This is a genomic window from Rhodobacter sp. CZR27 (genome assembly GCF_002407205.1).
In the GTDB taxonomy this organism is placed as follows: domain Bacteria; phylum Pseudomonadota; class Alphaproteobacteria; order Rhodobacterales; family Rhodobacteraceae; genus Cereibacter_A.
The window spans coordinates 881,878-902,259 of the sequence record NZ_CP023548.1 but is presented as its reverse complement, the minus strand read 5'-3'; the positions used below and the strand labels follow the sequence as shown (position 1 = coordinate 902,259).

Below are 20,382 nucleotides of genomic sequence, written 5' to 3'. Positions count from 1 at the left end.
CGTGAAATTCGCGCCATTTGTCTGGTGCCCGCGGCCGGAACGAGGTCCGAAAATCGAACCCTGAATAACTCTTATTTTCAACGCACTACAGGAAGCCACCGCCTCCGGCGTGTACCTTGCGTGGCCTCTTTGTGGACTTAGATCAGGTGGCCGTCAAGGTGCCCGAGGCAGCCGTGACGCGGTGACGCCACCTAGTGCCGGAGTATTCTAACGCACACATTCGAGGCCCCGAGATCATGTTAGCGGCTCACGCTGCACCCCCCGGTGCCCCCGGTCGATCATCCACACGGCTCACCCGATGCGGATGCGGGCGGCAGATTGCGCCTCAGCTCGACAGCGGAGGTCGTCGTCGCAACTGCATCCGCGGAAGCTGGCGGCTCCCGCGCGGTCAGACGTGCGGGTGACCGGAAAGGTATACCTCAACGGCCACCGCGAAGAGGCCCGGAAACGGTGTCCAAATGGGTTGACTTCGGCTTTCGTACATGAATCTATGTGGTCATCACCTTTCTTGACACCTTGAGGCACCATGTCCCGCACCGTCTTCTACGCCCGCGTCTCCACCGCCGAGCAGACCGTCGGCCACCAGCAGGCGCAGACCGAGGCCGCGGGCTTCACCTTCGACAAGGTGGTGGTCGATCATGGCGTCTCGGGCGTGTCCGTCCCGCTGGCCGAGCGCCCCGAGGGCAAGCGGCTCTTCGACATGCTGCACCGGGGCGACGTGCTGGTGGTGCGCTGGGTCGACCGGCTGGGGCGGAACTACCAAGACGTGACCGACACCATCCGGCACTTCATGCGCGAGGGCGTGGTGATCAGGACGATCATCAACAACCTGACTTTCGACGGCTCGACCTCCGACCCGATGCAGGCGGCCGTTCGGGATGCCCTGATCGCGTTCATGGCGGCCACTGCTCAGGCCCAGGCCGAGGCCACGAAGGAGGCCCAGAAGGCGGGCATCGCGGCGGCGAGGATCGACCGGACGAAGTACCGCGGCCGTCAGCCCAGCTACACCCGCGATCAACTGACCGTGGTGCGCGACATGCTCGCGACGGGAGCGGGGGCCTCGGCGATCTCGAAAGCCACCGGCCTCACACGGCAGACCATCCTGCGGCTGCGGGCCGACATGTCGGCGGCAGAGGCAGCGCTCGTCCGTTGGGGCGCAGAGGCGGCGTAGAGATTCCGGGAGGGGCCGCCGAGGGCCGCTGGCGATCAGGCGCAGGGGGGGTTGATGCCCCTGCCGGTTGATGCCGTCCAGCGCCTCTCCCGGGGCCTCCGGCGGGCTGCCCGATTTCCCCCCATAGAATACAACCCATATATGCCTCAAGCTGCATGTGATGGCGCATCTCGACCATGGAGGCTCCACGGCCATGCTCTTCCCGGTGCAAGGCAGAGCGGGGGCGCGGCATCCATTGACTTGGCACCCCGGCTTCAGGTCGCATGCCACGACGATGGCTCAAGACCGGCAGTTGGTCACATCATACAACTCCGCATTTGACGCGCCGATGCAGCGGCACCACACCGCCGCCACGCTCTTCCCGCGGCTCAGGACGCCGCCCGGCGCACCTTCCGACCACCCCAAGGACACCGCCATGCCCAACGCTCTCCGCAAGCCCGACCCTTCCGCAGACACCAACGCCACGACTGAAAACCGCACACAGCGCTACCTGCTTGCCCGCGAGATCGCCGCGGAGGACGCCTTCCGGTTCCGCCAGATCGGCATCCACAAGGAACACGTTCGGGGCCTCGTCCAGACGCTCCGCGCAACAGGCGATCTCGATCCGGTTCTGGTCTGGCAGGAGGTCGATGACGAAGGTCACGCCAGCGGCCGCTTCGTGCTGCTCGACGGGCACCATCGGCTGGCCGCCTACGCCACCGCGAAGGGCCTGCATGAGCGCATCCCGGCAGTTGTCCTTCAGGGCGACCGCTCGGCGGCCATGCTGGAGGCCGTGAAGGCCAACTCCCGCGACACGCTCCCGCTCACCAAGACCGAGCGCACGGATGCGGCATGGGCACTGGTGCGGCTGCCCGGCAAGCGGCTCACCGTAAAAATCATCGCAGCGGCGGCGGGCGTTGGCGCTGCCACAGTCGACCGGATGCGCAAGCGGCTGAAGGTGATGATGGCCGAGTCCAAGACGCCGAGCGGCCAGTGGTGGCGCGACAGCAAGATCGAGTTGCCCGAGATGACCGACCGGCCGGAAATGACGGACGCCGAGCGGCTGGAGCAGATCGAGCGCTATGGCAAGGCCATCCGCGAAGCTCTCGGCAGGCTGCCGTGGAAAGACGAGCATCTTGCAGCCGAGGCGCTGATGCTCGCGGTCGGCCGGCGCAAGCTGCTCACGATGGCCGAGTTCCTGTTCGGGGACGACGAGTTCGACACGGACACCCGAGGGGGCACGTTCGCGGAACCCATCCGAGCAGCCGAGACGGAAGCAGCCGACTTCTGACGCCCCTAACTCCACATCACCATAGGAACACATCAATGATGTGGTCTCGGATGTACGCCACGTAGTACCACTTCGCAGAACCACCCGCGTCAAGTCGACGCCGAGATGGAGAGACCTACGGCAGCAGCTTGGCTGGTCCAAGGAAAGCCCCGACCCGAGTTGCCTTGAAGAGCGCCAATGGCAGCCTACAAAGCCCTTCTGCTGAATAGGCTGAACCAGCTAGTCGTCAGGCTTCGTCGCGTTCTCAGTGTCGAGCGAGATCACATCCTTGTCTGTAATGTGCATCATTGCGGTGTTATACCCTGATGCCTTCGCAGCTCTGTAAAATAGATCGGCGCATCGTGCGTAGTGGCGGTGGAGAACATCGAATACGTCATGCTCGGCGCTGGCGTTCAATCTCATGGGGCGGTAATAGCGAAACAGGCCGGCATTCTCTTGCGACGGAATTGCGCAGCCCCAGCGCTCTACGAACCGTGAGCCGTAGGGGCGCCTATGTATCAACTCGTTTCGGATGTCGGTCACTTCTTTTATCCACCCTGCGGTGGAGTACTTTCCTTTCTTATGCGCGTGCGCAGCAATGTTCTCGCTTGAGAACAGGAGATTCAGCAAAGCGTCATCAGGCAATCGTTCCTGTTGAAGCTTGTCAACAAGTTTGGCCATCGAGTCAGTTTTTGCAGGATCGAGACTGACGCGGCAAGCCACAAGCGCAGCGAGGTAGTCTCTCGCAGCTCCTAGATGCAAGAAGAAGGAGTGAACATGAGCGTAGAGGGTTTTTGACAGCGTGTCCGCCGACCTCTCAGCATCCACACGTCCGGCAGCCATATGGTTCACCAGTTGTTCGTGATAGTGCTCTGCAATTTCCTCGACGCTGATGTCCATGGCGCGCAAACTGAGGCTGATATAGTCGGCGAGCGCTTCAACTGGTCCTTTTTCGTCTAATATTTCAGCAATCGCCAATTCCGCCGGACGTTCATTCGAATCGAAACGCCCTGCGATGCGGGATTGCGTGTTATTTTGAGCGATGCTTCTCCAAAGATCAGCAGGTCCCTCAAAGTGGTTCTTCTTGCCAGGTATGATGGGCCCCCAACTCGAATAGTAGACACCATCCGTCCAACCAAACCGCTGGAATGCGACTGCTTGAAATTTGTTTGCCTCGGCCACCGCTTGAAGCTGCTCCATCGACAGAGGTCCCGTAGCACATGGTCTCCCGTTGATAAGAACGGGTTCTATTCTCCACTCGCCTTTGGCGACACTTGCCGCTCGGAAGCCGCCTGTGAAGTGGAGATAGAAGCCTCCGGCATCCGATTGCCGCGGGAGTTCAAAGACTTGAGTCATGACCTGATCGCCATCTGTCAATATCATAAGAGGCTACCAAAAAACTAACGCCTGTGTGATCTTACTTTAGAGAAGCCGCTGGCAGAACCGCAATCACGAGGATGTTAGACTTCGCGCAGGCTCGAAGCTGAAGGTCCGTCAGTCCGCCGACATAGCGCTGCGTCATTGCGTTCTAGCTGATCTTCTCCGAGTGCCCGATGACCGCTACCGATGATGTCGCGCGAGACACTCGCGTGGGCCGCACTTCATTGGAACTGGCCGACACCTCCGCCGACAATTGATGGCATTGCTCCACCAATGATCAAGAGGAGGTTGGCTCAACGCTCTGGGCCACCTTCAGAAGCGCCCGATGGGCCACCTCCAGCCGCGCCGCCTCGCCCCCGTAAATCTCCCCGATTGAGGGCGAAGCGTGGCCAAGCACCAGGTCCTGAACGGTCTTCTCGACCCCGGCCAAGCGGAGGCTGTCCTTCATGTTGTGCCGCAGGGAGTGGACCGTGTGCCGAGGGTTCGTCGTCTCCTTGCGGAGATGCTTCATCAGGATGGCAGAGGCCGCGTCGGAGCCGCGTGGGCGGGCATAGCGCGGGAATAGGACGGCGGCCCCGTCGGCTGCCTTGACGGCCTCCTTGGCGGCTCCCAGAGCGTCACCAACTAGGGGCACCGAGCGGATTGAAGCGGCAGTTTTCAGCCGTCGGTCTTCGTGCCATGCGACCCGGATGTGAGGCACCGGACCCGTCAAGACCACGTCCTGCACCCGCAGCCCAGCGACCTCGGCAAGACGGCAGCCGGTTCCCGCGAGGAGACGCCAGAGGAGTACCAGTTTCCCCGTCAGCCTCTGGCCCATGGCCGTAATGACCTCCACCGGCAGAGGGTCGCGCTTGTCGGCCTCCGTGATCGCCTTGCCGCTGCTTGCGCCGGTGATCGTGAGACCTTCGAACGGGTTCGCGACCTTGCCCCGGAGGTCGAACTCCGTCAGGCCGAAGTTCACCACAGCGGAGAGGGTATTCATTTCCCGCCGCACGGATGCAGGAGAGAGCGTGCCGCCACCTTTCTTCGGGCAGGCGAGCATGTGGTCGCGCACCTTCCGGGCATCCTCGCGCACGAGGTCGGAAAGCGCGCATGTGCGGGCGCGATCACCCAAGGCTTCCCCGACCCGAGCGAAGACCCTTGCCAGACGCTCGGCAGCGTGTCGGTTCTCATCCCCTTCGCCGCCCGCCAGCTTCTCCTTCAGGTACAGCTTCCGGGCATCCTCAAGGGTGTGTGCGGGGGGAGCCTTGGCGGGGAACTTGACGGCCCGATACAGAGCAGGGTCGGCCTTCTCCTCGCCAAGGAGGTCTGCCAGCAGTTCGCGCGCCTCGTCTTCGTCGGAGACGCCATGAACGCCACGCAGCAGATCGCTGGCCCTCAGAGCGTTGACCTCGGCAGCTTCGCGAGGCGTGGGGTCTTTGGCACCGCCCATCCCGACCTTCGCCGCTTGCATCACGGCCCTGTCAAACTCGGCGGTGATGCGGGCATGTTCCTTCGCCACGGCCGCCGCGCCATTGGCCGTGAAGACCCGCTTGAACTCGCCCTTCCCCATCGCGGTCTTGGCCGATTCCGGCACCCGCCGCCGGTATGCATAGCGGCCTGGACCAAGCTGCTTCAGATGCTTGAGCGTCAACGACAACCCCATGATGTGGACCTCCCGTGTACCTGATCGTGTACCTCGGAGGCTGGTAACGTCCTGCAATCGTTGAACTACATAGGCTTGGCCGATGCCAATGGTGCCCGCGGCCGGGCTCGAACCGGCACGGCCTTCCGGCCAAGGGAGTTTAAGTCCCCAGTGTCTACCATTTCACCACGCGGGCGGCGCGGGGCGACAATAACCGACGCGGCGACGGGGGCAAGAAGCTGCTGAGGTCCCTCCTTGACGGACCGGCCGCCGGGAAGCGGCCGGATCTGACATTCGCTGCCTCCGTTACACCACGTCCGCGAGCCTGCGGGTCCGCGGCACAAGGGGAAGATCCGGGTCATCGTCCCCTTACCCCGGCTTGTCCGTGGCGGCGGCAGCACTCCCGGTCTGCGGGCAGGACGCCGCGTCCGGGCCACGCCGCAGCGCGGCACGGCGATTGACAGGCTGCAGAGGCTTCGCCACAAATTCCTGCGAGAATTTTCGGGAGGTATCGATGAAGAAGGTCTATGACAGCGCGTCCGCCGCGCTGGACGGGCTGCTGTTCGACGGAATGCTGATCGCGGCCGGCGGATTCGGCCTCTGCGGCATTCCCGAGCTTCTGATCCAGGCGATCCGCGAGGCGGGCACCAAGGACCTCACCATCGCGTCGAACAATGCCGGCGTGGACGGCTTCGGCCTCGGCGTCCTGCTCGAGACGCGGCAGGTGAAGAAGATGATCTCCTCCTATGTCGGCGAGAACGCCGAATTCATGCGCCAGTATCTGAGCGGAGAGCTGGAGCTGGAGTTCAATCCGCAAGGCACGCTCGCCGAGCGGATGCGGGCGGGCGGCGCGGGCATCCCGGGCTTCTACACCCGGACCGGCGTGGGCACGGTGATCGCCGAGGGCAAGGAGCACAAGGAGTTCGACGGCCATACCTACATCCTCGAACGCGGGATCGTCGCGGATCTCTCGATCGTGAAGGCGTGGAAGGCGGACCCGTCGGGGAACCTCGTCTTCCGCAAGACCGCCCGGAACTTCAACCCTCCGGCGGCGACCTGCGGCAAGGTCTGCGTGGTGGAGGTCGAGGAGATCGTGCCGCTTGGCAGCCTCGAACCCGACCACATCCACCTGCCGGGGATCTACGTGCACCGCCTGATCCAAGGCCAGCACGAGAAACGCATCGAACAGCGCACCGTCCGCAAGCGCGCCTGAGGGGGAGAGACGATCATGGCCTGGGACCGCAACCAGATGGCTGCCCGCGCGGCGCAAGAGCTTCAGGACGGCTGGTACGTCAACCTCGGGATCGGCATCCCGACGCTGGTGGCCAACTACATCCCCGAGGGGATCGAGGTGACCCTGCAATCCGAGAACGGCATGCTCGGCATGGGCCCCTTCCCGTATGAGGGCGAGGAGGATGCCGACCTGATCAACGCCGGCAAGCAGACGATCACCGAACTGCCCAAGACCGCCTATTTCGACAGTTCGCAGAGCTTCGCGATGATCCGCGGCGGCAAGATCGCCATGGCGATCCTCGGCGCGATGGAGGTGGCCGAGAACGGCGACCTCGCGAACTGGATGATCCCGGGGAAGCTCGTCAAGGGCATGGGCGGGGCGATGGACCTCGTGGCGGGCGTGGGGCGCGTGGTGGTGGTGATGGACCACACCTCGAAGCACGGCGAATCGAAGGTGCTGAAGCACTGCACGCTGCCGCTGACCGGACAGGGCGTGGTGAACCGCATCATCACCAACCTCGGCGTGCTCGACGTGGTGCCGGGCGGCCTCAGGATCGTGGAATGCGCGGATGGCGTGACCGAGGCCGAGATCCGCGCCGCAACCGAGGCGACGATCGTTGACTGACTTCGTCATCGAGCGCGAGAGCGGCCCGACCAAGGGCCGCTACGTCATCCGCCGGGGCGGCGAGGAGGCGGAGCTGACCTGGTCCGTCCTCTCGCCCACGCGGATCATCGCCGATCACACCGGGGTGCCCGACAGTTTCCGCGGAACGGGGGCCGGCCGCGCCCTCGTCGAGCGTCTGGTGGCGGACGCCCGGGCCGAGGGCTTCACGGTGGTGCCGCTCTGCCCCTTCGTCAACGCCCAGCGCCAGCGTCACCCGGAATGGGCCGACGTGTTCGCGTCCTGAGCGCGCATGGCCTGAGCGGCAGCTGATAGCCATGGTCGGCGCCGGCGGCGGCGCCCTCTTCCGAGGTGTCCCTTGACGGTCGATGTTGCCATTCCTTCGTTCCGCAAGCCGGAATCGCTGATCTTCACGCTCCTGACCCTGCATCGCCATTCGGCAGCGAGCATCGGCACCGTGTGGATCACGGATGACAGCTCGGACGACGGGACGCTCGACGTGCTGCGGGATCCCGCGCTGGCCGAGCGGTTGCACCCCTGGCGACTGGACCTGCACGAGACGCGGCGCCGTGGTGGATCGGGCAATACGCTGGTGACGCCCGCGATGGCGCTCCGGCTGCTCGGACCGGGGCTGGCTGCCGGCCATCGGCTTCGGTCGGCCTACTTCCTGCTGACCCGCGGACTGTTTCAACCCCAGAGCATCCGATACGAGCGGGCGCTGGCCCGATCGCGCGCGGAGTTCGTGCTGCTGCTTCACGACGATGTCGAGATCAGGGGTGACGTCGCCACGTTCATGGAACGGCGCATGGAGACGGATCCACGTCTTGCGATCGCCGGGCCGCTTGGCCAGTGCTGGAGGTGCGGCCTTGCGTCCGGCTGTGCGCCCGAATTCATTCTTGCCGGCGGTCGTCCGACACCGGACTGGCCCGTGACGCCTCCGCCGGCCAGCCTGCGCCGCAGGCGGCGCGACCGGGCCTGCCGCATCAACGAATGGTGCTGCATGATCCGCGTTGCGGCCGCCCGCGAGCTTGCGCGCGACGGCATCCACTTCGGCAACAACGAGGACGGCGGCGACATCGGCGCCTACTGGTTCGCCAGCGCCATCGCCCGGGGATGGCGCTTCACCGATCCGTTCCGCCCTGACGGATCCGATCCCTGGTTCCTGCATCCCTGGCAGGGCCACTCCGGCCGGTCGGTCTGGGCGGATCAGGGCAACGGCCGCAAGCGCTATGACGCGGCGATGATCCGGGCGCGCATCGCGGACGAGTTCGGCTTCGTCTGCCGCGAGAAGCCCGGCCCCTAGGTAAGGAAACCCTCGGCTAAAGGCCGGCCGAGACGATGCGGAACACGCAGGGGTCCGAGACCAGCTCGGGCGGTGTGAGGCACAGGCCCTGCGCCACCTGCCACGCCGCCAGCACCTTGGGCACGTAGTCGCGTGTCTCGGCATAGGGCGGAACGCCACCGTTGGCCTTCACCGCCCCCTCGCCAGCATTGTAGGCGGCCAGGACCATCAGGGGATCGCCGCCGAATTCGCCCATCAGCCAGTCCAGATAGGCCACCCCGCCCCGGATGTTCTGCACGGGATCCGTCGCATCCGCCACGCCGAACCGTTTCGCCGTCGCCGGGATGAGCTGCATCAGGCCCTGCGCGCCGGCCGAACTGACCGCATCCACCCGGCCCCCGCTCTCGATGCCGATCACGGCCAGAACGAGGGCGGGCGAAACCCGTGTTCCCAGCGTCGCCTTCAGGATCTCGACGCCGTGGCGCTCGGCGATCTGCTGCAGGTGCTGCATGCGGGGCGCGCGCACCGCCGCACCGCCCGGCCCCTGCGCCAGCGAGGCAAGCGCCAGCGGGAACCGGCCCTGCACGGCACCAATCGCCACCGGCACCTTGTCCCAGAACCAGGCGTAGGAGGTGCCCTTCGGCGAGGGACCCGGCTCGGCGGCCCCCGCGTCGGGCAGGAAGGGCTGCGCCGGCGGCTTCGGTGCCTCGGGCTTGCGCGGCTGAACCTTCGGCAGCGCCGCCAGCCGGCGGGCCTGCTCGGCCGGGTCGATCTGCACGGTGATCCGCTTCGCAGCGCCCGAGGAGGGCGGCTTCACCCTGCGGAAGGTGAAGGCGTCGGCCGGCGTCAGCTCGGCCATGGCGAGGCCGGGCATTGCGAGCGCGAAGACCGCGCCCAGAATCACCACTCCTGTCCACGTGCGCATGAAAGACTGCCTGCTCGTCCTTGTTTTCCCGCGATTCTAGAAGAAGGCCACCCTCGGGGCTACATCGCGGCGCCGGACCAGGCCGGATTTGCCAAAAATACGGCGGATTTCCCACAGTTCCCCTGCCCGGCGCGTCAAGCGAAGCGACAATTATCTTTCGGATGGGACCACTTGCGGAAGCAGGGGCTGCATTTCCTCCGAGCCCGAAAAAACCCATCGGCCACCAAAGTGCCGCCACAATCAGAGGGCTAATTGAGACCATGCCGAAGCGGGATCAAACCGGGAAACCGGCCAGAGCGGACCGAACCGGCGATGACACGGAAATGTCCTCAAGCAAGGGTTACGACCATGAAACTGCTGAACATCTTCAAGAACTTCCGCAACGACGAAGACGGCGCCGTGACGGTCGACTGGGTGGTGCTGACCGCCGCCATCGTCGGCCTCGGCCTGCTCGTGATGGGCTATGTCAAGACCTCGCTCGAAGACGCAGCCACCGCGATCTCCTCGAACATCGGCACCGCGGTCGACGGCACCTACACCACGCAGTAATCGCCTCAGGAGCTGCAGGCCTGCGCCTGCGGCTCCTCATCCATCCAGGCCGAACCCCGGGAGACGACCATGAAGAGGCTGTTTGATCTGCTTCGGTCCGAGGACGGCGCGGTGACTGTCGACTGGATGATGCTGACCGCCGCAGTCCTGCTGTTGGGCGTGGTCACGAGCATCTCGACCTTCGGCAAGGTGGTGTCGGCCACGGAAAACCTTGCCGCCTATATTTCATCCTCCGTGGCGGTCGCGGGCCAAGACTGAGCGGGACATCCGCAAGGAGGAGCGATCTCCGCCAAGAAAAGGCCCGAATCGCACCCCAGAAAGATGGCACGCCGCTTCCGTCCGGGATCGTCCGGAGCGGCACGCGACCAGGGGAATTGAACATGCGCTTCGTATTCGGACTTGTGCTGATGCTGGGCCTCGCGCTTGCGGGCTTCGCGGTCTACATGGCGCAGGGCTACATCAGCCAGACGCAGGTCGCGCTCGAGAAGGAGCGGGCCGCGCGGGCGAAGATGGGCCCGATGGTCGAGGTCTTCGTGACCAACAAGCCGCTCAACTACGGCTCTCCCCTCACCAAGGACGACGTGCAGAAGATCCTCTGGCCCGCGAGCGCCCTGCCCGAGACGATCTTCCGCGATGCCAAGGCGCTGTTCCCCGACCCGGCACAGCCGCGCTACGTGCTGCGGCAGATGGAAAAGTTCGAGCCGGTCCTTGCCGTGAAGGTGACCGATCCGGGCGTCGAGGCGGGGCTGCGACTCGCCAGCGGAATGCGCGCCTTCGCGATCAAGGTGGACGTCGCCTCGGGCGTGTCCGGCTTCCTGCAACCCGGGGACCGGGTCGACGTCTACTGGACCGGAAACAGCTCGGAGGGCGAGATCACCCGCCTGATCGAGAAGACCATTCCCATCATCGCCATCGACCAGACCGCCAATGTCGACATCGCCACCTCGGCGATCATCGCGCGGACCGTCACGGTCGAGGTCTCTCCTCAGCAGGTGGGCAGGCTGGCCCAGGCACAGGCGACGGGGCGTCTGTCGCTGTCGCTGGTCGGGCGCGACGACACGACCGAGGCCGTGGCCGCACCGGTGGATACCCGCATGCTGACCGGCGAACCGGAAAAGGTCGTGGAAGTGGAGCAGGCACCCAAGTGCACCGTCCGGACGCGGCGCGGCGCCGAGGTCATGGAGAGCATTCCCTGCACGAACTGAGCGCGGCAAAACAGGGTGCGGCGCATGATGCAAGCCGGCGGGTGCGGACCCTGCCGGCTTTCCGCTTTGGATGAAAGATCCCCACTGTTGCCCGTTATCCACATTCAGGATCGCTCGCAAGTCCATGAATGTTGCAAAAAAATAGCGACTCCTTCATCGTGCCGCCTGAGCGGGCGATGAAGACCTGCGGTCAGACGTGATCCGAAAGGCAGGTCACATGAGCATGCACTATCTCTTCAAGGCCGGTCTGGCGGCGGTCGCGCTGCTGACCTCCACGGCCCTGACGCCCGCGTTCGCACAGGCGCTGCGCGTGATGGAAGGCACCACGTCGAGCGCCCTGAACGTCCCGATGAACCGCGCCGTCGTGGTCGAGAGCGACCGGCCCTTCGCGGAACTCTCGATCGCCAACCCCGGGATCGCCGATATCTCCACGCTCTCGGACAGCTCGATCTACGTGCTGGGCAAGGCGCCGGGCCGCACGACGCTGACCCTGCTCGGGCCGGACGGCAAGCTGATCTCGAACGTGGATGTCCATGTCACGCCCGATGTCGCCGAGTTCAAGGAGCGGCTTCGCCAGATCCTTCCCGGCGAAGGCATCGAGGTGCGCACCGCCAATGACGGGATCGTGCTGTCGGGCACCGTGTCGAGCATCGAGAAGCTCGACCGTGCGCTCGACCTGGCCAATCGCTACGCGCCGGACCGGGTGTCGAACCTGATGAGCGTGGGCGGCACGCAGCAGGTCATGCTGAAGGTCCGCTTCGCCGAGATGCAGCGCTCGGTGGCCAAGAGCCTCGGCTCGTCGATCTATGCGCGCAACGGCTCGGGTTCGGTGCGCGGAGGGTCCGGCACCTATCTGCAGAACGGCCTGCCGCCCAGCTATCCGCTGACGATCGACAACACGGTGAACGGAGCGCTCGAACTCGGCTTCTCGGTGGGTGCGCTGGAGTTCTCGGTCCTGCTCGAGGCGCTCGAATCCAAAGGCGTCGTGCGCACGCTGGCGGAACCAAACCTGACTGCGCTCTCCGGGCAGGAGGCGAAGTTCCTCGCCGGGGGCGAGTATCCGATCCCGGTCGACAACGGTGAGGACGGGCTCACCGTCGAGTACAAGCCTTTCGGCGTCGAGCTCAATTTCACGCCCGTGGTGGTGGACGGCAATGCCATCAACCTCATGATCAATGCCGCGGTATCTTCAATCGACAACACGGTGGCATTCTCGGACGGGAACGTCGAAATCGCGGCCTTCAAGCGCCGCGAAACCTCGACCACGGTCGAGATGCGCGACGGGGAAAGCTTCGCGATCGCGGGCCTCTTGCAGGACGACTTCCGCGACCTGAACGGCCAGGTGCCGTGGCTGGGCGACATCCCGATCCTCGGCGCCCTGTTCCGCAGCGCGGAATACCAGCGCGCGCAGAGCGAGCTGGTGATCATCGTGACGCCACATCTGGTGACGCCCACCCGCGGCGAGGCGCTTGCGCTGCCGACGGACCGCGTCAAGATCCCGTCCGAAAGGGACCTGTTCCTGTTCGGCCGGGTGACGGGCAAGGGCGCGGCCGGCGAAGTCGCCCGGCAGGACTTCAGCGGTTCCTACGGCTACGTGATGGAGTGAGTGATGAGGAAGACCATGCGCATCTCGATCCTCGCTCCGTTCGCGCTGGCGCTCGCCGCCTGCGGCAGCCAGCCGATCTCCTCCGAGATCAATGACGGCACCTTCGGCAGTGCCACGATGAACAACTCGCTGCTGCACATGGGGGCCCTGAACGCCAGCCAGGCCCTGCGCGATCGATTCGCGGCCGAGGTGACGCCCACCATCACCTTCCCCTTCGACAGTGCCGCCCTCACCTCCGAAGCGCAGGAGGTGCTGCGCGGTCAGGCCGGATGGATCCGGCAGTTCCCCGAAGTGCGATTCCGCGTCTACGGCCACACCGACCTTGTCGGCTCCAATGCCTACAACAAGGCCCTGGGCCTGCGGCGGGCGCAGGCGGTCGTGGCCTTCTTCGCGACGCAGGGCATCAGCCCGTCGCGCCTCGAGGCGCTCGTCTCCTATGGCGAGACGCGGCCCGTGGTCGCGGTCACCACCCCCGAGGAGCGCAACCGCCGCACGGTGACCGAGGTTTCCGGCTTCGTCGGCGCGCATCCGACGGTGATGAACGGCAAATACGCCGCCGTCGTCTTCCGCGAATACACCGCCGGCGCTGTCCGTGTGCATCCGTCGAACCGCGTGATCACCACGCAGGTCAATCCGGGCGGCTGAAGGCAGGTCGTCGAAAGACCCGCCACCAAATCAAACAATAACGTTTTTTTAGCCCAAATGCTGCCACCATTGCCGCGCACCTTGTGCGCAATGGGAAACAGTCTGATGCACCGCGCCCCGGCGAGGCTCAGGCTGCAGCAAACTTTGGTGTTCAGGGCCGCTGGGGTCCGCAATCGGTTCGCATAGTTCGGCCCGTGCCGGCGCCCGCCAGTGGAAGGACGTGATTGTATGAACAGCGTGGCGACGCTTCAACCGGATCCGGCGCCGATCGTGGCCTGCACGATCTCGCGCGATGTCCAGAATTTCGAGATCCTGATCAATGACATGGAGATCGAGCTGGGCGAAAGCTGGGGCGATCTGTCGTTCGACGATGCGGACCTCTTCCTCAGGCAGCCCGAAGCGAGGACGCTGGAATTCGTCGCCCTTGCGGTCGATGGCGACGACGAGAGCGACCTGTCCCGCATCACCGAGATCATCACGACGGCAAAGGCGAAGGACATCAAGGTCATCCTGATCGCCGATCAGGTCAGCCCCATCGCGCTGCACCAGCTGCTGCGACTCGGGGCGGACGATTTCGTGCCCTACCCTCTGCCCGAAGGCGCCCTGCATGAGGCGATCCAGCGGATCCGCAAGGCGCCGGCCGCCTCGACGGCGGTGGCAATGGTTCCAGCCGGCTCCGAGGGCCTGCCGCATTCGCCGACCTTCAAGGCCAAGGGCGACCGGGACGGCATCCTGCTACCGGTGCACGGGATGGCCGGTGGCGTCGGCGCCTCGACCTTCGCCTGCAACCTGGCGTGGGAGCTTGCCTCGATCGGCAAGACCGGCCCGCGCGTCTGCCTGATCGACCTCGACTTCCAGTTCGGCGCCGTCTCGACCTACCTCGACCTGCCGCGGCGCGACGCGGTGTTCGACATCCTGTCGGACACGGAGGCCGCCGACAGCGACGGCTTCCTTCAGGCGATGCTGACCTTCAACGACAGGCTGCACGTGTTCACCGCGCCGCCGGACATGCTGCCGCTCGACATCGTAAGCTCGGACGACATCGGGCGCCTCCTCGACATGGCCCATGCCAATTTCGATTTCGTCGTGGTGGACATGCCGACCTCCGTCGTTTCCTGGACCGAAACGGTGCTGGCCCGCGCCCATGCCTATTTCGCGATGATGGAGCTTGACCTGCGCTCGGCGCAGAACGTGCTGCGGCTGGTCCGCGCGCTGAAGGCGGAAAGCCTGCCGCACGACAAGCTGCGCTTCGTGCTGAACCGCGCGCCGCGCTTCACCGACCTCTCGGGGAAAAGCCGGGTGAAGCGGATGTCGGAAAGCCTCGACATCGAGATCGAGCTGCAGCTGCCCGACGGCGGCGCGGCGGTCACGCAGGCCAACGACCACGGACTGCCGCTCTCCGAGACGGCGGCGAAGAACCCCCTCAGGCGTGAGCTGCAGAAGCTGGCCGCGTCGCTTCACGATCACAGCAAGGCCGCGCAAGCCGCGAAGGCCTGACGCTTCGGACAGGGTGTGCTGAATGTTCTCGCGATACCGGAAGTCCTCGGAAACCCAGAAGCCCGCCCCGTCGGCGGCGGTCGGTGCCGCGACGCCGACGGTGACGGCCACCGCGGCGGCCACCAAGGCGCCGACGCTGCAGGCGCGCCCGGGGGCCGTCGCCCGTCCCGGCGCCGAGGCGATCGCCGCCGACAAGGAGAAGAAGCGCAAGGAAAGGCTGATGGAGCTCAAGGTCGAGCTTCACCGCCGACTGCTCGACAACCTGAACCTTGCCGCGCTTGAACATGCCTCGGAGTCCAGTCTGCGCACCGAGATCGGCGCCATCTGCGGCGAGGCGCTGGACGAGATGAACGTCGTCCTGAACAAGGACGAGCGCACGATCCTGAACCAGGAACTCTATGACGAGGTGATGGGCCTTGGCCCGCTCGAGCCGCTGCTGAAGGACGAGACGGTCAACGACATCCTCGTGAACGGCCCGAACCGGATCTTCGTGGAACGCGACGGCAAGCTGCAACTGACCGACACGACCTTCAAGGACGAGCGGCACCTTCTGCGGATCATCGACAAGATCGTCTCGGCGGTGGGGCGGCGGGTGGATGAATCGACGCCCTATGTCGACGCGCGTCTGGCCGACGGCAGCCGCTTCAACGCGATGGTGCCGCCGATCGCGGTCGACGGCTCGCTGGTCTCGATCCGCAAGTTCAAGAAGGAAAAGCTGGGCATCGCCGACCTCGTGCGCTTCGGCGCCTTCACCGAGGAGATGGCGGCCTATCTTCAGGCCGCCGTGGCGACGCGGCTGAACATCATCGTCTCGGGCGGCACGGGCTCGGGCAAGACGACAACGCTGAACGCGCTGTCGTCCTTCATCGACAACTCCGAGCGGATCCTGACGATCGAGGACACGGCCGAGCTTCAGCTCCAGCAGGTCCACGTGGGCCGGATGGAAAGCCGGCCGCCGAACGTCGAGGGCAAGGGCGCGGTCACCCAGCGCGACTGCCTGCGCAACGCGCTGCGGATGCGCCCCGACCGCATCATCGTGGGCGAGACCCGCGGCGAGGAAGTCATCGACATGCTGCAGGCCATGAACACCGGCCACGACGGCTCGATGACCACCATCCACGCGAACTCGGCCCGCGACGGGATCAGCCGGCTCGAGAACATGGTGGCGATGGCCGGGATCGAGATGCCGATCAAGGCGGTACGCGCCCAGATCGCCTCGGCCGTCAACCTCATCGTTCAGGCGAGCCGCCTGCAGGACGGCTCGCGCCGCATGGTCTCCATCACCGAGATCACCGGGATGGAGGGCGAGGTGATCTCGATGCAGGAGATCTTCCGCTACGAGCGGCTGGGGGTCGAGCCCTCGGGCAAGATCATCGGACGCTTCAACGCGACCGGGGTGCGCTCGCATTACTCCGACCGCTTCCGCCAGTGGGGCTACGACCTGCCCTCCACCATCTACGACCCCATCGTCTGAGGGCTCCATGCAGCTGAGCGCCGCCCCCATCATCTACATCCTGATCTTCCTTGCGGTGCTCCTGCTGGTCGAAGGCATCTACCTGACCGTCTTCGGCAAGTCGATCAGCCTGAACAGCCGTGTCAGCCGCCGCCTCGCCCTGCTGGAAAAGAACCAGAACCGCGAGCAGGTGCTGGAGCAGCTCCGCAAGGAGATGAGCCAGCACATGAATGCGAAGGGCATCCCGCTCTATTCGGTTCTGGCCTCGAAGGCGCAGAAGGCCAACATCGCCTTCTCGCCGCAGGCGCTGATCCTGGTGATGGTGCTGCTGTCGGGCGTGGCCTATCTCGGCCTGACCATCGGCACCGGGGCCGCCCTTCCGGTACGGGTGGTGGTGGCGATCGCCATGGGCGTGGGCGGCGTCTATGTCTGGGTGAACAACAAGGCCAAGAAGCGCATGGCCCTGATCGAGGAGCAGCTTCCCGACGCGGTGGAACTGATGGTGCGCTCGCTTCGCGTGGGGCATCCGTTCAATTCCGCCATCGGCATCGTCGCCAGGGAGGTGCCCGACCCGCTGGGCACCGAATTCGGCATGATCGCCGACGAGGCCGCCTATGGCCGTGACATCGCCGAGTGCATCCGCGCCTTCGCCGAGCGGATGGAAAGCCAGGACCTGCGCTTCCTCGCCGTGGCCGTCAGCATCCAGCAGCAGTCGGGCGGCAACCTGGCGGAGATCCTTGAAGGTCTCGCCAAGGTGATCCGCGCCCGGTTCAAGCTGTTCCGCCGCGTGAAGGCCATCACGGCCGAGGCGAAGTGGTCCGGCACGTTCCTTTCGGCCTTCCCGGTCCTCGCCCTCGTGATGATCTCGGTCCTGAAGCCGGACTATTACGACGGGGTGAAGGAAACGCCGCTTTTCGTGCCCGCGGCGCTGGTGGTCGGGGTCTTTCTGGTCGCCAACGTGATCTTCATGAAGATCATGGTCAACATCAAGGTCTGAGCCGATGGAACTCCTCACCCGGATCGAGACGATCCTGACCGACCAACTGGGGCCGCTGGGGCCGCTCTTCGCGGTGGGCGCGGTGGGGATCATCCTGATCGCCGCAGCGCTTCCCTCCATGCTGAAGAAGCGGGTGGAGCCGTTCGACCGGATCAAACAGCAGCGAACCGCGGCGCAGGCCCCGGCGAGCCAGGCCCTCCGCCGCTCCACCGGAACCGAGAAGCTGGACCGCTTCGCGAACCTGCTGGAGCCGAAGACCGCCGAGGAACTCTCGGCCTCGCGTCTCAAGATGCTGCGGGCGGGCTACCGATCGAAGGGGGCGGTCCGCGCCTTCCATGCGTCGCAGTTCGCGCTGGGGGTGGGCTTTCTGGTGGTCGGCGTGATCTACGCCATGATCTCCTCGGCGCAGCAGCCCCTGTCGATGCAGCAGATGGTCAGCTTCACCCTGCTGCCCGGGGCGATCGGATATTACCTGCCGATCTACTGGGTGAAGCGGCGGGCGCAGGAACGCCACGACCAGATCGTGGCCGGCTTCCCCGACGCGCTCGACATGATGCTGGTCTGCGTCGAGGCGGGGCAATCGCTCGACCAGTCGATCCTGCGCGTGGCGCGCGAGATGGCAGGCGGCTATCCGGCGTTGTCGGAGGAGTTCGAGATGGTGGCGCACGAGGTGAAGGCCGGCAAGGAACGGGTGAGCGTGCTCAAGGACATGGCCGAGCGGGTGGGCATCCCCGACGTATCCTCCTTCGTCACCACCCTCATCCAGTCGGCCACTTTCGGCACCTCGATCGCCGAGGCGCTGCGCGTCTATTCGTCGGAGATGCGCGACAAACGCGTCATGCGGGCCGAGGAAAAGGCAAACACCTTGCCCACGAAGCTGACGCTGGGCACTATGATGCTTACGGTGCCGCCGCTGATGCTCATCCTTATCGGACCTTCGGTGTATGGCATCGCCACGCAGTTGGGCGGACAGTGAGACAAAGTGAGAAGAGCCGTTACCTGCGCCGTCCTCTGCGCGATCCTTGCGGCCTGCGGCGGCCCGGATGCGCTGTCGCGGCAGGCAGCGGCTCGCAACGCGCCCTTCGCGGTGGATCCGGGGCGGGATGGCGTGGATGGCCTTCTCGTGGGTCACCGGCTTCTCGCTGCGGGCGAGGACGAGCTGGCGCTGAAGGCCTATCTGCGCGCCGCCTCGGAACAGGGCATCAATGCCGATGTGCTTTCGGCGCTGGGATCGGCCAACCTTCACCTCGGACGGCTGAACCAGGCCGAACAGCTGCTGCGCAAGTCGATCGAGATGGATCCGTCGTTCGTGCCGGCGGTGAACAACCTCGGCGTGGTCCTGATGGAGCAGGGCCGCACCGCCGAGGCGAAGCTGGTCTTCCAGCAGGCCTTCGCGCTGGACAGTGGCGCCACGGAGTCCATCCGGCAAAATCTTCGCGGCGCTATCGCGAAATCAGAGGCCACGGTCTATACGGAAGAGGAAGAGCAACATGAGTTCTCCCTCGTGCGGCGTGGGCAGGGGCAGTATGTGCTGCTTTCGCAGCTCTAGGGACAAGCAGGATCGAGCAGCAAGAGGACGCAAGAAATGCGCCACCCTGTCCTGATCGCGCTCTGCCTTGTCGGCAGCGCGAGCCTGAGCGCCTGCGGCGGCCGCGATGCCGAGGTCGATCGCGCCCTGAAGAGCGTCAACGTCATCGACGAGAGCAACCTCAACGACATCATGCTGACGGTGGGGGCACCGGACGAGGCGGTGGCCTACTTCCGCGGCGCGCTGGCCAAGGATCCCACCCGGATCGACCTGAAGCGCGGACTGGCCAAGTCGCTGGTGCGCGCCCAGCGCCCGGCCGAGGCCGCCACGATCTGGAGCCAGGTGGTCAACACCCACGAGGGCACGAACGAGGATCGCGTGGCCTATGCCGATGCGCTGATCCGGGCGAACGACTGGAAGCGCGCCGAGGAGGAACTTGCCCGCATCCCGCCCACGCACGAGACCTTCCAGCGCTACAGGCTCGAGGCGATGGTCGCCGACAGCAAGAAGCAGTGGAACAAGGCCGACAGCTTCTACGAGACCGCGGTGGGGCTGACCACGCAGCCCGCAGGCGTGCTGAACAACTGGGGCTTCTCGAAGCTGACCCGCGGCGACGCGGCGGGCGCCGAAAAGCTGTTCTACGAGGCGCTGACCTACGATCCGACCGAGTTCACCACCAAGAACAACCTGATCCTCGCGCGCGGGGCGCAGCACAAGTACGACCTCCCCGTGATCCAGATGACCCAGCGGGAGCGGGCGGAGCTGACCTACACCCTTGCGCTCGCGGCGGTGAAGCAGGGCAATGTGACGGTCGGCAAGGGCCTGCTGCAGGAGGCGATCGACACCCATCCGCAGTATTTCGAGGCTGCCGTCCGCAGCCTTGCGGCGCTGGACGCGGGCTGACCCATGCAGGGCCTGATCGCGACGCCCGTCCCGGCCGCGCTGTGGTTCCTGCCCTTCGCGGTGCCGGTGGCGCTGTGGGTCGCGTGGAGCGACATGAAATTCATGAAGATCCCCAACAAGGCGGTGATGGCGCTCGTGGGGGTCTATCTCGTGGTGGGGCCGATCGCGCTTCCGCTCGAGGATTGGGCGTGGCGCTGGCTGCATCTCGCGGTGGTTCTGGTGACCGGCTTCGTGATGAACCTCGGCCGGCTGATCGGGGCCGGCGACGCGAAGTTCGCGGCCGCGATGGCGCCCTTCTTCGCGCTTGCCGACCTGAGACTGGCCCTCGCGCTGCTGGCCGCGTCGTTGATCGGCGCCTTCGCCAGCCACCGCGGCCTTGGTCTGGTCCCGCCCTTCCGCAATGCGACCGCGGATTGGGAGAGCTGGCGCCGCAGGGACTTTCCGATGGGGCTGGCCCTGAGCGGGATGCTGATCCTTTACCTTCTTTTGGCAGTCTTCGACGCCTGACCCCCT

Annotated in this window: 21 protein-coding genes and 1 tRNA gene; 18 read left to right on the top strand and 4 right to left on the bottom strand. The window is 65.5% G+C overall.

Annotated features, from left to right (window positions below):
* Positions 1–526: 526 nt before the first annotated feature.
* Together CK951_RS04585 and CK951_RS04580 are read left to right on the top strand one after the other, a co-directional pair.
* Complete coding sequence (locus CK951_RS04585; RefSeq protein ID WP_096785032.1) at positions 527–1,171, top strand: recombinase family protein; 645 nt, start codon at positions 527–529, stop codon at positions 1,169–1,171.
* A 160-nt stretch (positions 1,172–1,331) separates the two neighbouring features.
* Positions 1,332–2,441, top strand: a complete 1,110-nt coding sequence (locus CK951_RS04580) for a ParB N-terminal domain-containing protein (RefSeq protein ID WP_096785031.1) — start codon at positions 1,332–1,334, stop codon at positions 2,439–2,441.
* Between the two features lie 219 nt (positions 2,442–2,660).
* On the opposite strand, the gene CK951_RS20940 is transcribed toward CK951_RS04580, so the two are convergent.
* The 3 genes from CK951_RS20940 to CK951_RS04570 form a co-directional block, all read right to left on the bottom strand.
* Complete coding sequence (locus CK951_RS20940) at positions 2,661–3,620, bottom strand: hypothetical protein (protein WP_157764502.1); 960 nt, start codon at positions 3,618–3,620, stop codon at positions 2,661–2,663.
* Positions 3,621–4,077: 457 nt separating this feature from the next.
* Positions 4,078–5,445: a tyrosine-type recombinase/integrase gene (locus tag CK951_RS04575; RefSeq protein ID WP_096785030.1), complete on the bottom strand. Its 1,368-nt coding sequence runs from the start codon at positions 5,443–5,445 to the stop codon at positions 4,078–4,080.
* An 89-nt stretch (positions 5,446–5,534) separates the two neighbouring features.
* Positions 5,535–5,620 (bottom strand) — tRNA-Leu (locus CK951_RS04570).
* A 318-nt stretch (positions 5,621–5,938) separates the two neighbouring features.
* On the opposite strand from CK951_RS04570, the gene CK951_RS04565 reads away from it, so the two are divergent.
* The 4 genes from CK951_RS04565 to CK951_RS04550 all read left to right on the top strand — a co-directional run bounded on the left by CK951_RS04565 (position 5,939) and on the right by CK951_RS04550 (position 8,582).
* Complete coding sequence (locus tag CK951_RS04565) at positions 5,939–6,637, top strand: CoA transferase subunit A (protein WP_096785029.1); 699 nt, start codon at positions 5,939–5,941, stop codon at positions 6,635–6,637.
* Between the two features lie 15 nt (positions 6,638–6,652).
* Positions 6,653–7,282 carry a 3-oxoacid CoA-transferase subunit B gene (locus tag CK951_RS04560; protein ID WP_096785028.1) on the top strand — a complete coding sequence of 210 codons (630 nt, stop codon included), beginning with the start codon at positions 6,653–6,655 and terminating at the stop codon, positions 7,280–7,282.
* Positions 7,275–7,565, top strand: coding sequence for a GNAT family N-acetyltransferase (locus CK951_RS04555; protein WP_096785027.1), 291 nt, complete (start codon positions 7,275–7,277; stop codon positions 7,563–7,565). The genes CK951_RS04560 and CK951_RS04555 overlap by 8 nt, the downstream gene beginning before the upstream one ends.
* A gap of 72 nt (positions 7,566–7,637) precedes the next feature.
* Positions 7,638–8,582: a glycosyltransferase family 2 protein gene (locus CK951_RS04550; protein WP_096785026.1), complete on the top strand. Its 945-nt coding sequence runs from the start codon at positions 7,638–7,640 to the stop codon at positions 8,580–8,582.
* 16 nt (positions 8,583–8,598) lie between these two features.
* Here the strand turns inward: CK951_RS04550 and CK951_RS04545 are convergent, their stop codons facing one another.
* Positions 8,599–9,486, bottom strand: coding sequence for a lytic transglycosylase domain-containing protein (locus tag CK951_RS04545; protein WP_096785025.1), 888 nt, complete (start codon positions 9,484–9,486; stop codon positions 8,599–8,601).
* 348 nt (positions 9,487–9,834) lie between these two features.
* Here CK951_RS04545 and CK951_RS04540 point away from each other — a divergent pair, with 348 nt between their 5' ends.
* From CK951_RS04540 to CK951_RS04485, 12 genes are all read left to right on the top strand, one after another.
* Positions 9,835–10,035, top strand: a complete 201-nt coding sequence (locus tag CK951_RS04540; RefSeq protein WP_096785024.1) for a Flp family type IVb pilin — start codon at positions 9,835–9,837, stop codon at positions 10,033–10,035.
* A 69-nt stretch (positions 10,036–10,104) separates the two neighbouring features.
* Entirely contained in the window at positions 10,105–10,293 is a 189-nt protein-coding gene (locus CK951_RS04535) for a hypothetical protein (RefSeq protein ID WP_096785023.1), read from the top strand.
* Positions 10,294–10,415: 122 nt separating this feature from the next.
* Complete coding sequence (gene cpaB, locus CK951_RS04530) at positions 10,416–11,240, top strand: Flp pilus assembly protein CpaB (protein WP_096785022.1); 825 nt, start codon at positions 10,416–10,418, stop codon at positions 11,238–11,240.
* A gap of 217 nt (positions 11,241–11,457) precedes the next feature.
* Positions 11,458–12,846, top strand: a complete 1,389-nt coding sequence (locus tag CK951_RS04525; protein ID WP_096785021.1) for a type II and III secretion system protein family protein — start codon at positions 11,458–11,460, stop codon at positions 12,844–12,846.
* A 3-nt stretch (positions 12,847–12,849) separates the two neighbouring features.
* Entirely contained in the window at positions 12,850–13,491 is a 642-nt protein-coding gene (locus CK951_RS04520) for an OmpA family protein (RefSeq protein WP_096787160.1), read from the top strand.
* A gap of 228 nt (positions 13,492–13,719) precedes the next feature.
* Entirely contained in the window at positions 13,720–14,988 is a 1,269-nt protein-coding gene (locus tag CK951_RS04515; protein ID WP_096785020.1) for an AAA family ATPase, read from the top strand.
* A 22-nt stretch (positions 14,989–15,010) separates the two neighbouring features.
* Positions 15,011–16,462, top strand: a complete 1,452-nt coding sequence (locus CK951_RS04510; protein WP_096785019.1) for a CpaF family protein — start codon at positions 15,011–15,013, stop codon at positions 16,460–16,462.
* A gap of 7 nt (positions 16,463–16,469) precedes the next feature.
* On the top strand, positions 16,470–17,438 hold the full coding sequence (locus CK951_RS04505; protein WP_096785018.1) for a type II secretion system F family protein: 969 nt from the start codon (positions 16,470–16,472) through the stop codon (positions 17,436–17,438).
* A gap of 4 nt (positions 17,439–17,442) precedes the next feature.
* Entirely contained in the window at positions 17,443–18,414 is a 972-nt protein-coding gene (locus tag CK951_RS04500) for a type II secretion system F family protein (RefSeq protein WP_096785017.1), read from the top strand.
* A 6-nt stretch (positions 18,415–18,420) separates the two neighbouring features.
* The gene (locus CK951_RS04495; RefSeq protein ID WP_096785016.1) at positions 18,421–18,987 is read left to right on the top strand and encodes a tetratricopeptide repeat protein; all 567 of its coding nucleotides are present in this window, start codon (positions 18,421–18,423) and stop codon (positions 18,985–18,987) included.
* A gap of 36 nt (positions 18,988–19,023) precedes the next feature.
* On the top strand, positions 19,024–19,869 hold the full coding sequence (locus CK951_RS04490; RefSeq protein ID WP_096785015.1) for a lipopolysaccharide assembly protein LapB: 846 nt from the start codon (positions 19,024–19,026) through the stop codon (positions 19,867–19,869).
* A gap of 3 nt (positions 19,870–19,872) precedes the next feature.
* Positions 19,873–20,376, top strand: coding sequence for a prepilin peptidase (locus CK951_RS04485; protein WP_096785014.1), 504 nt, complete (start codon positions 19,873–19,875; stop codon positions 20,374–20,376).
* Positions 20,377–20,382: the final 6 nt, after the last annotated feature.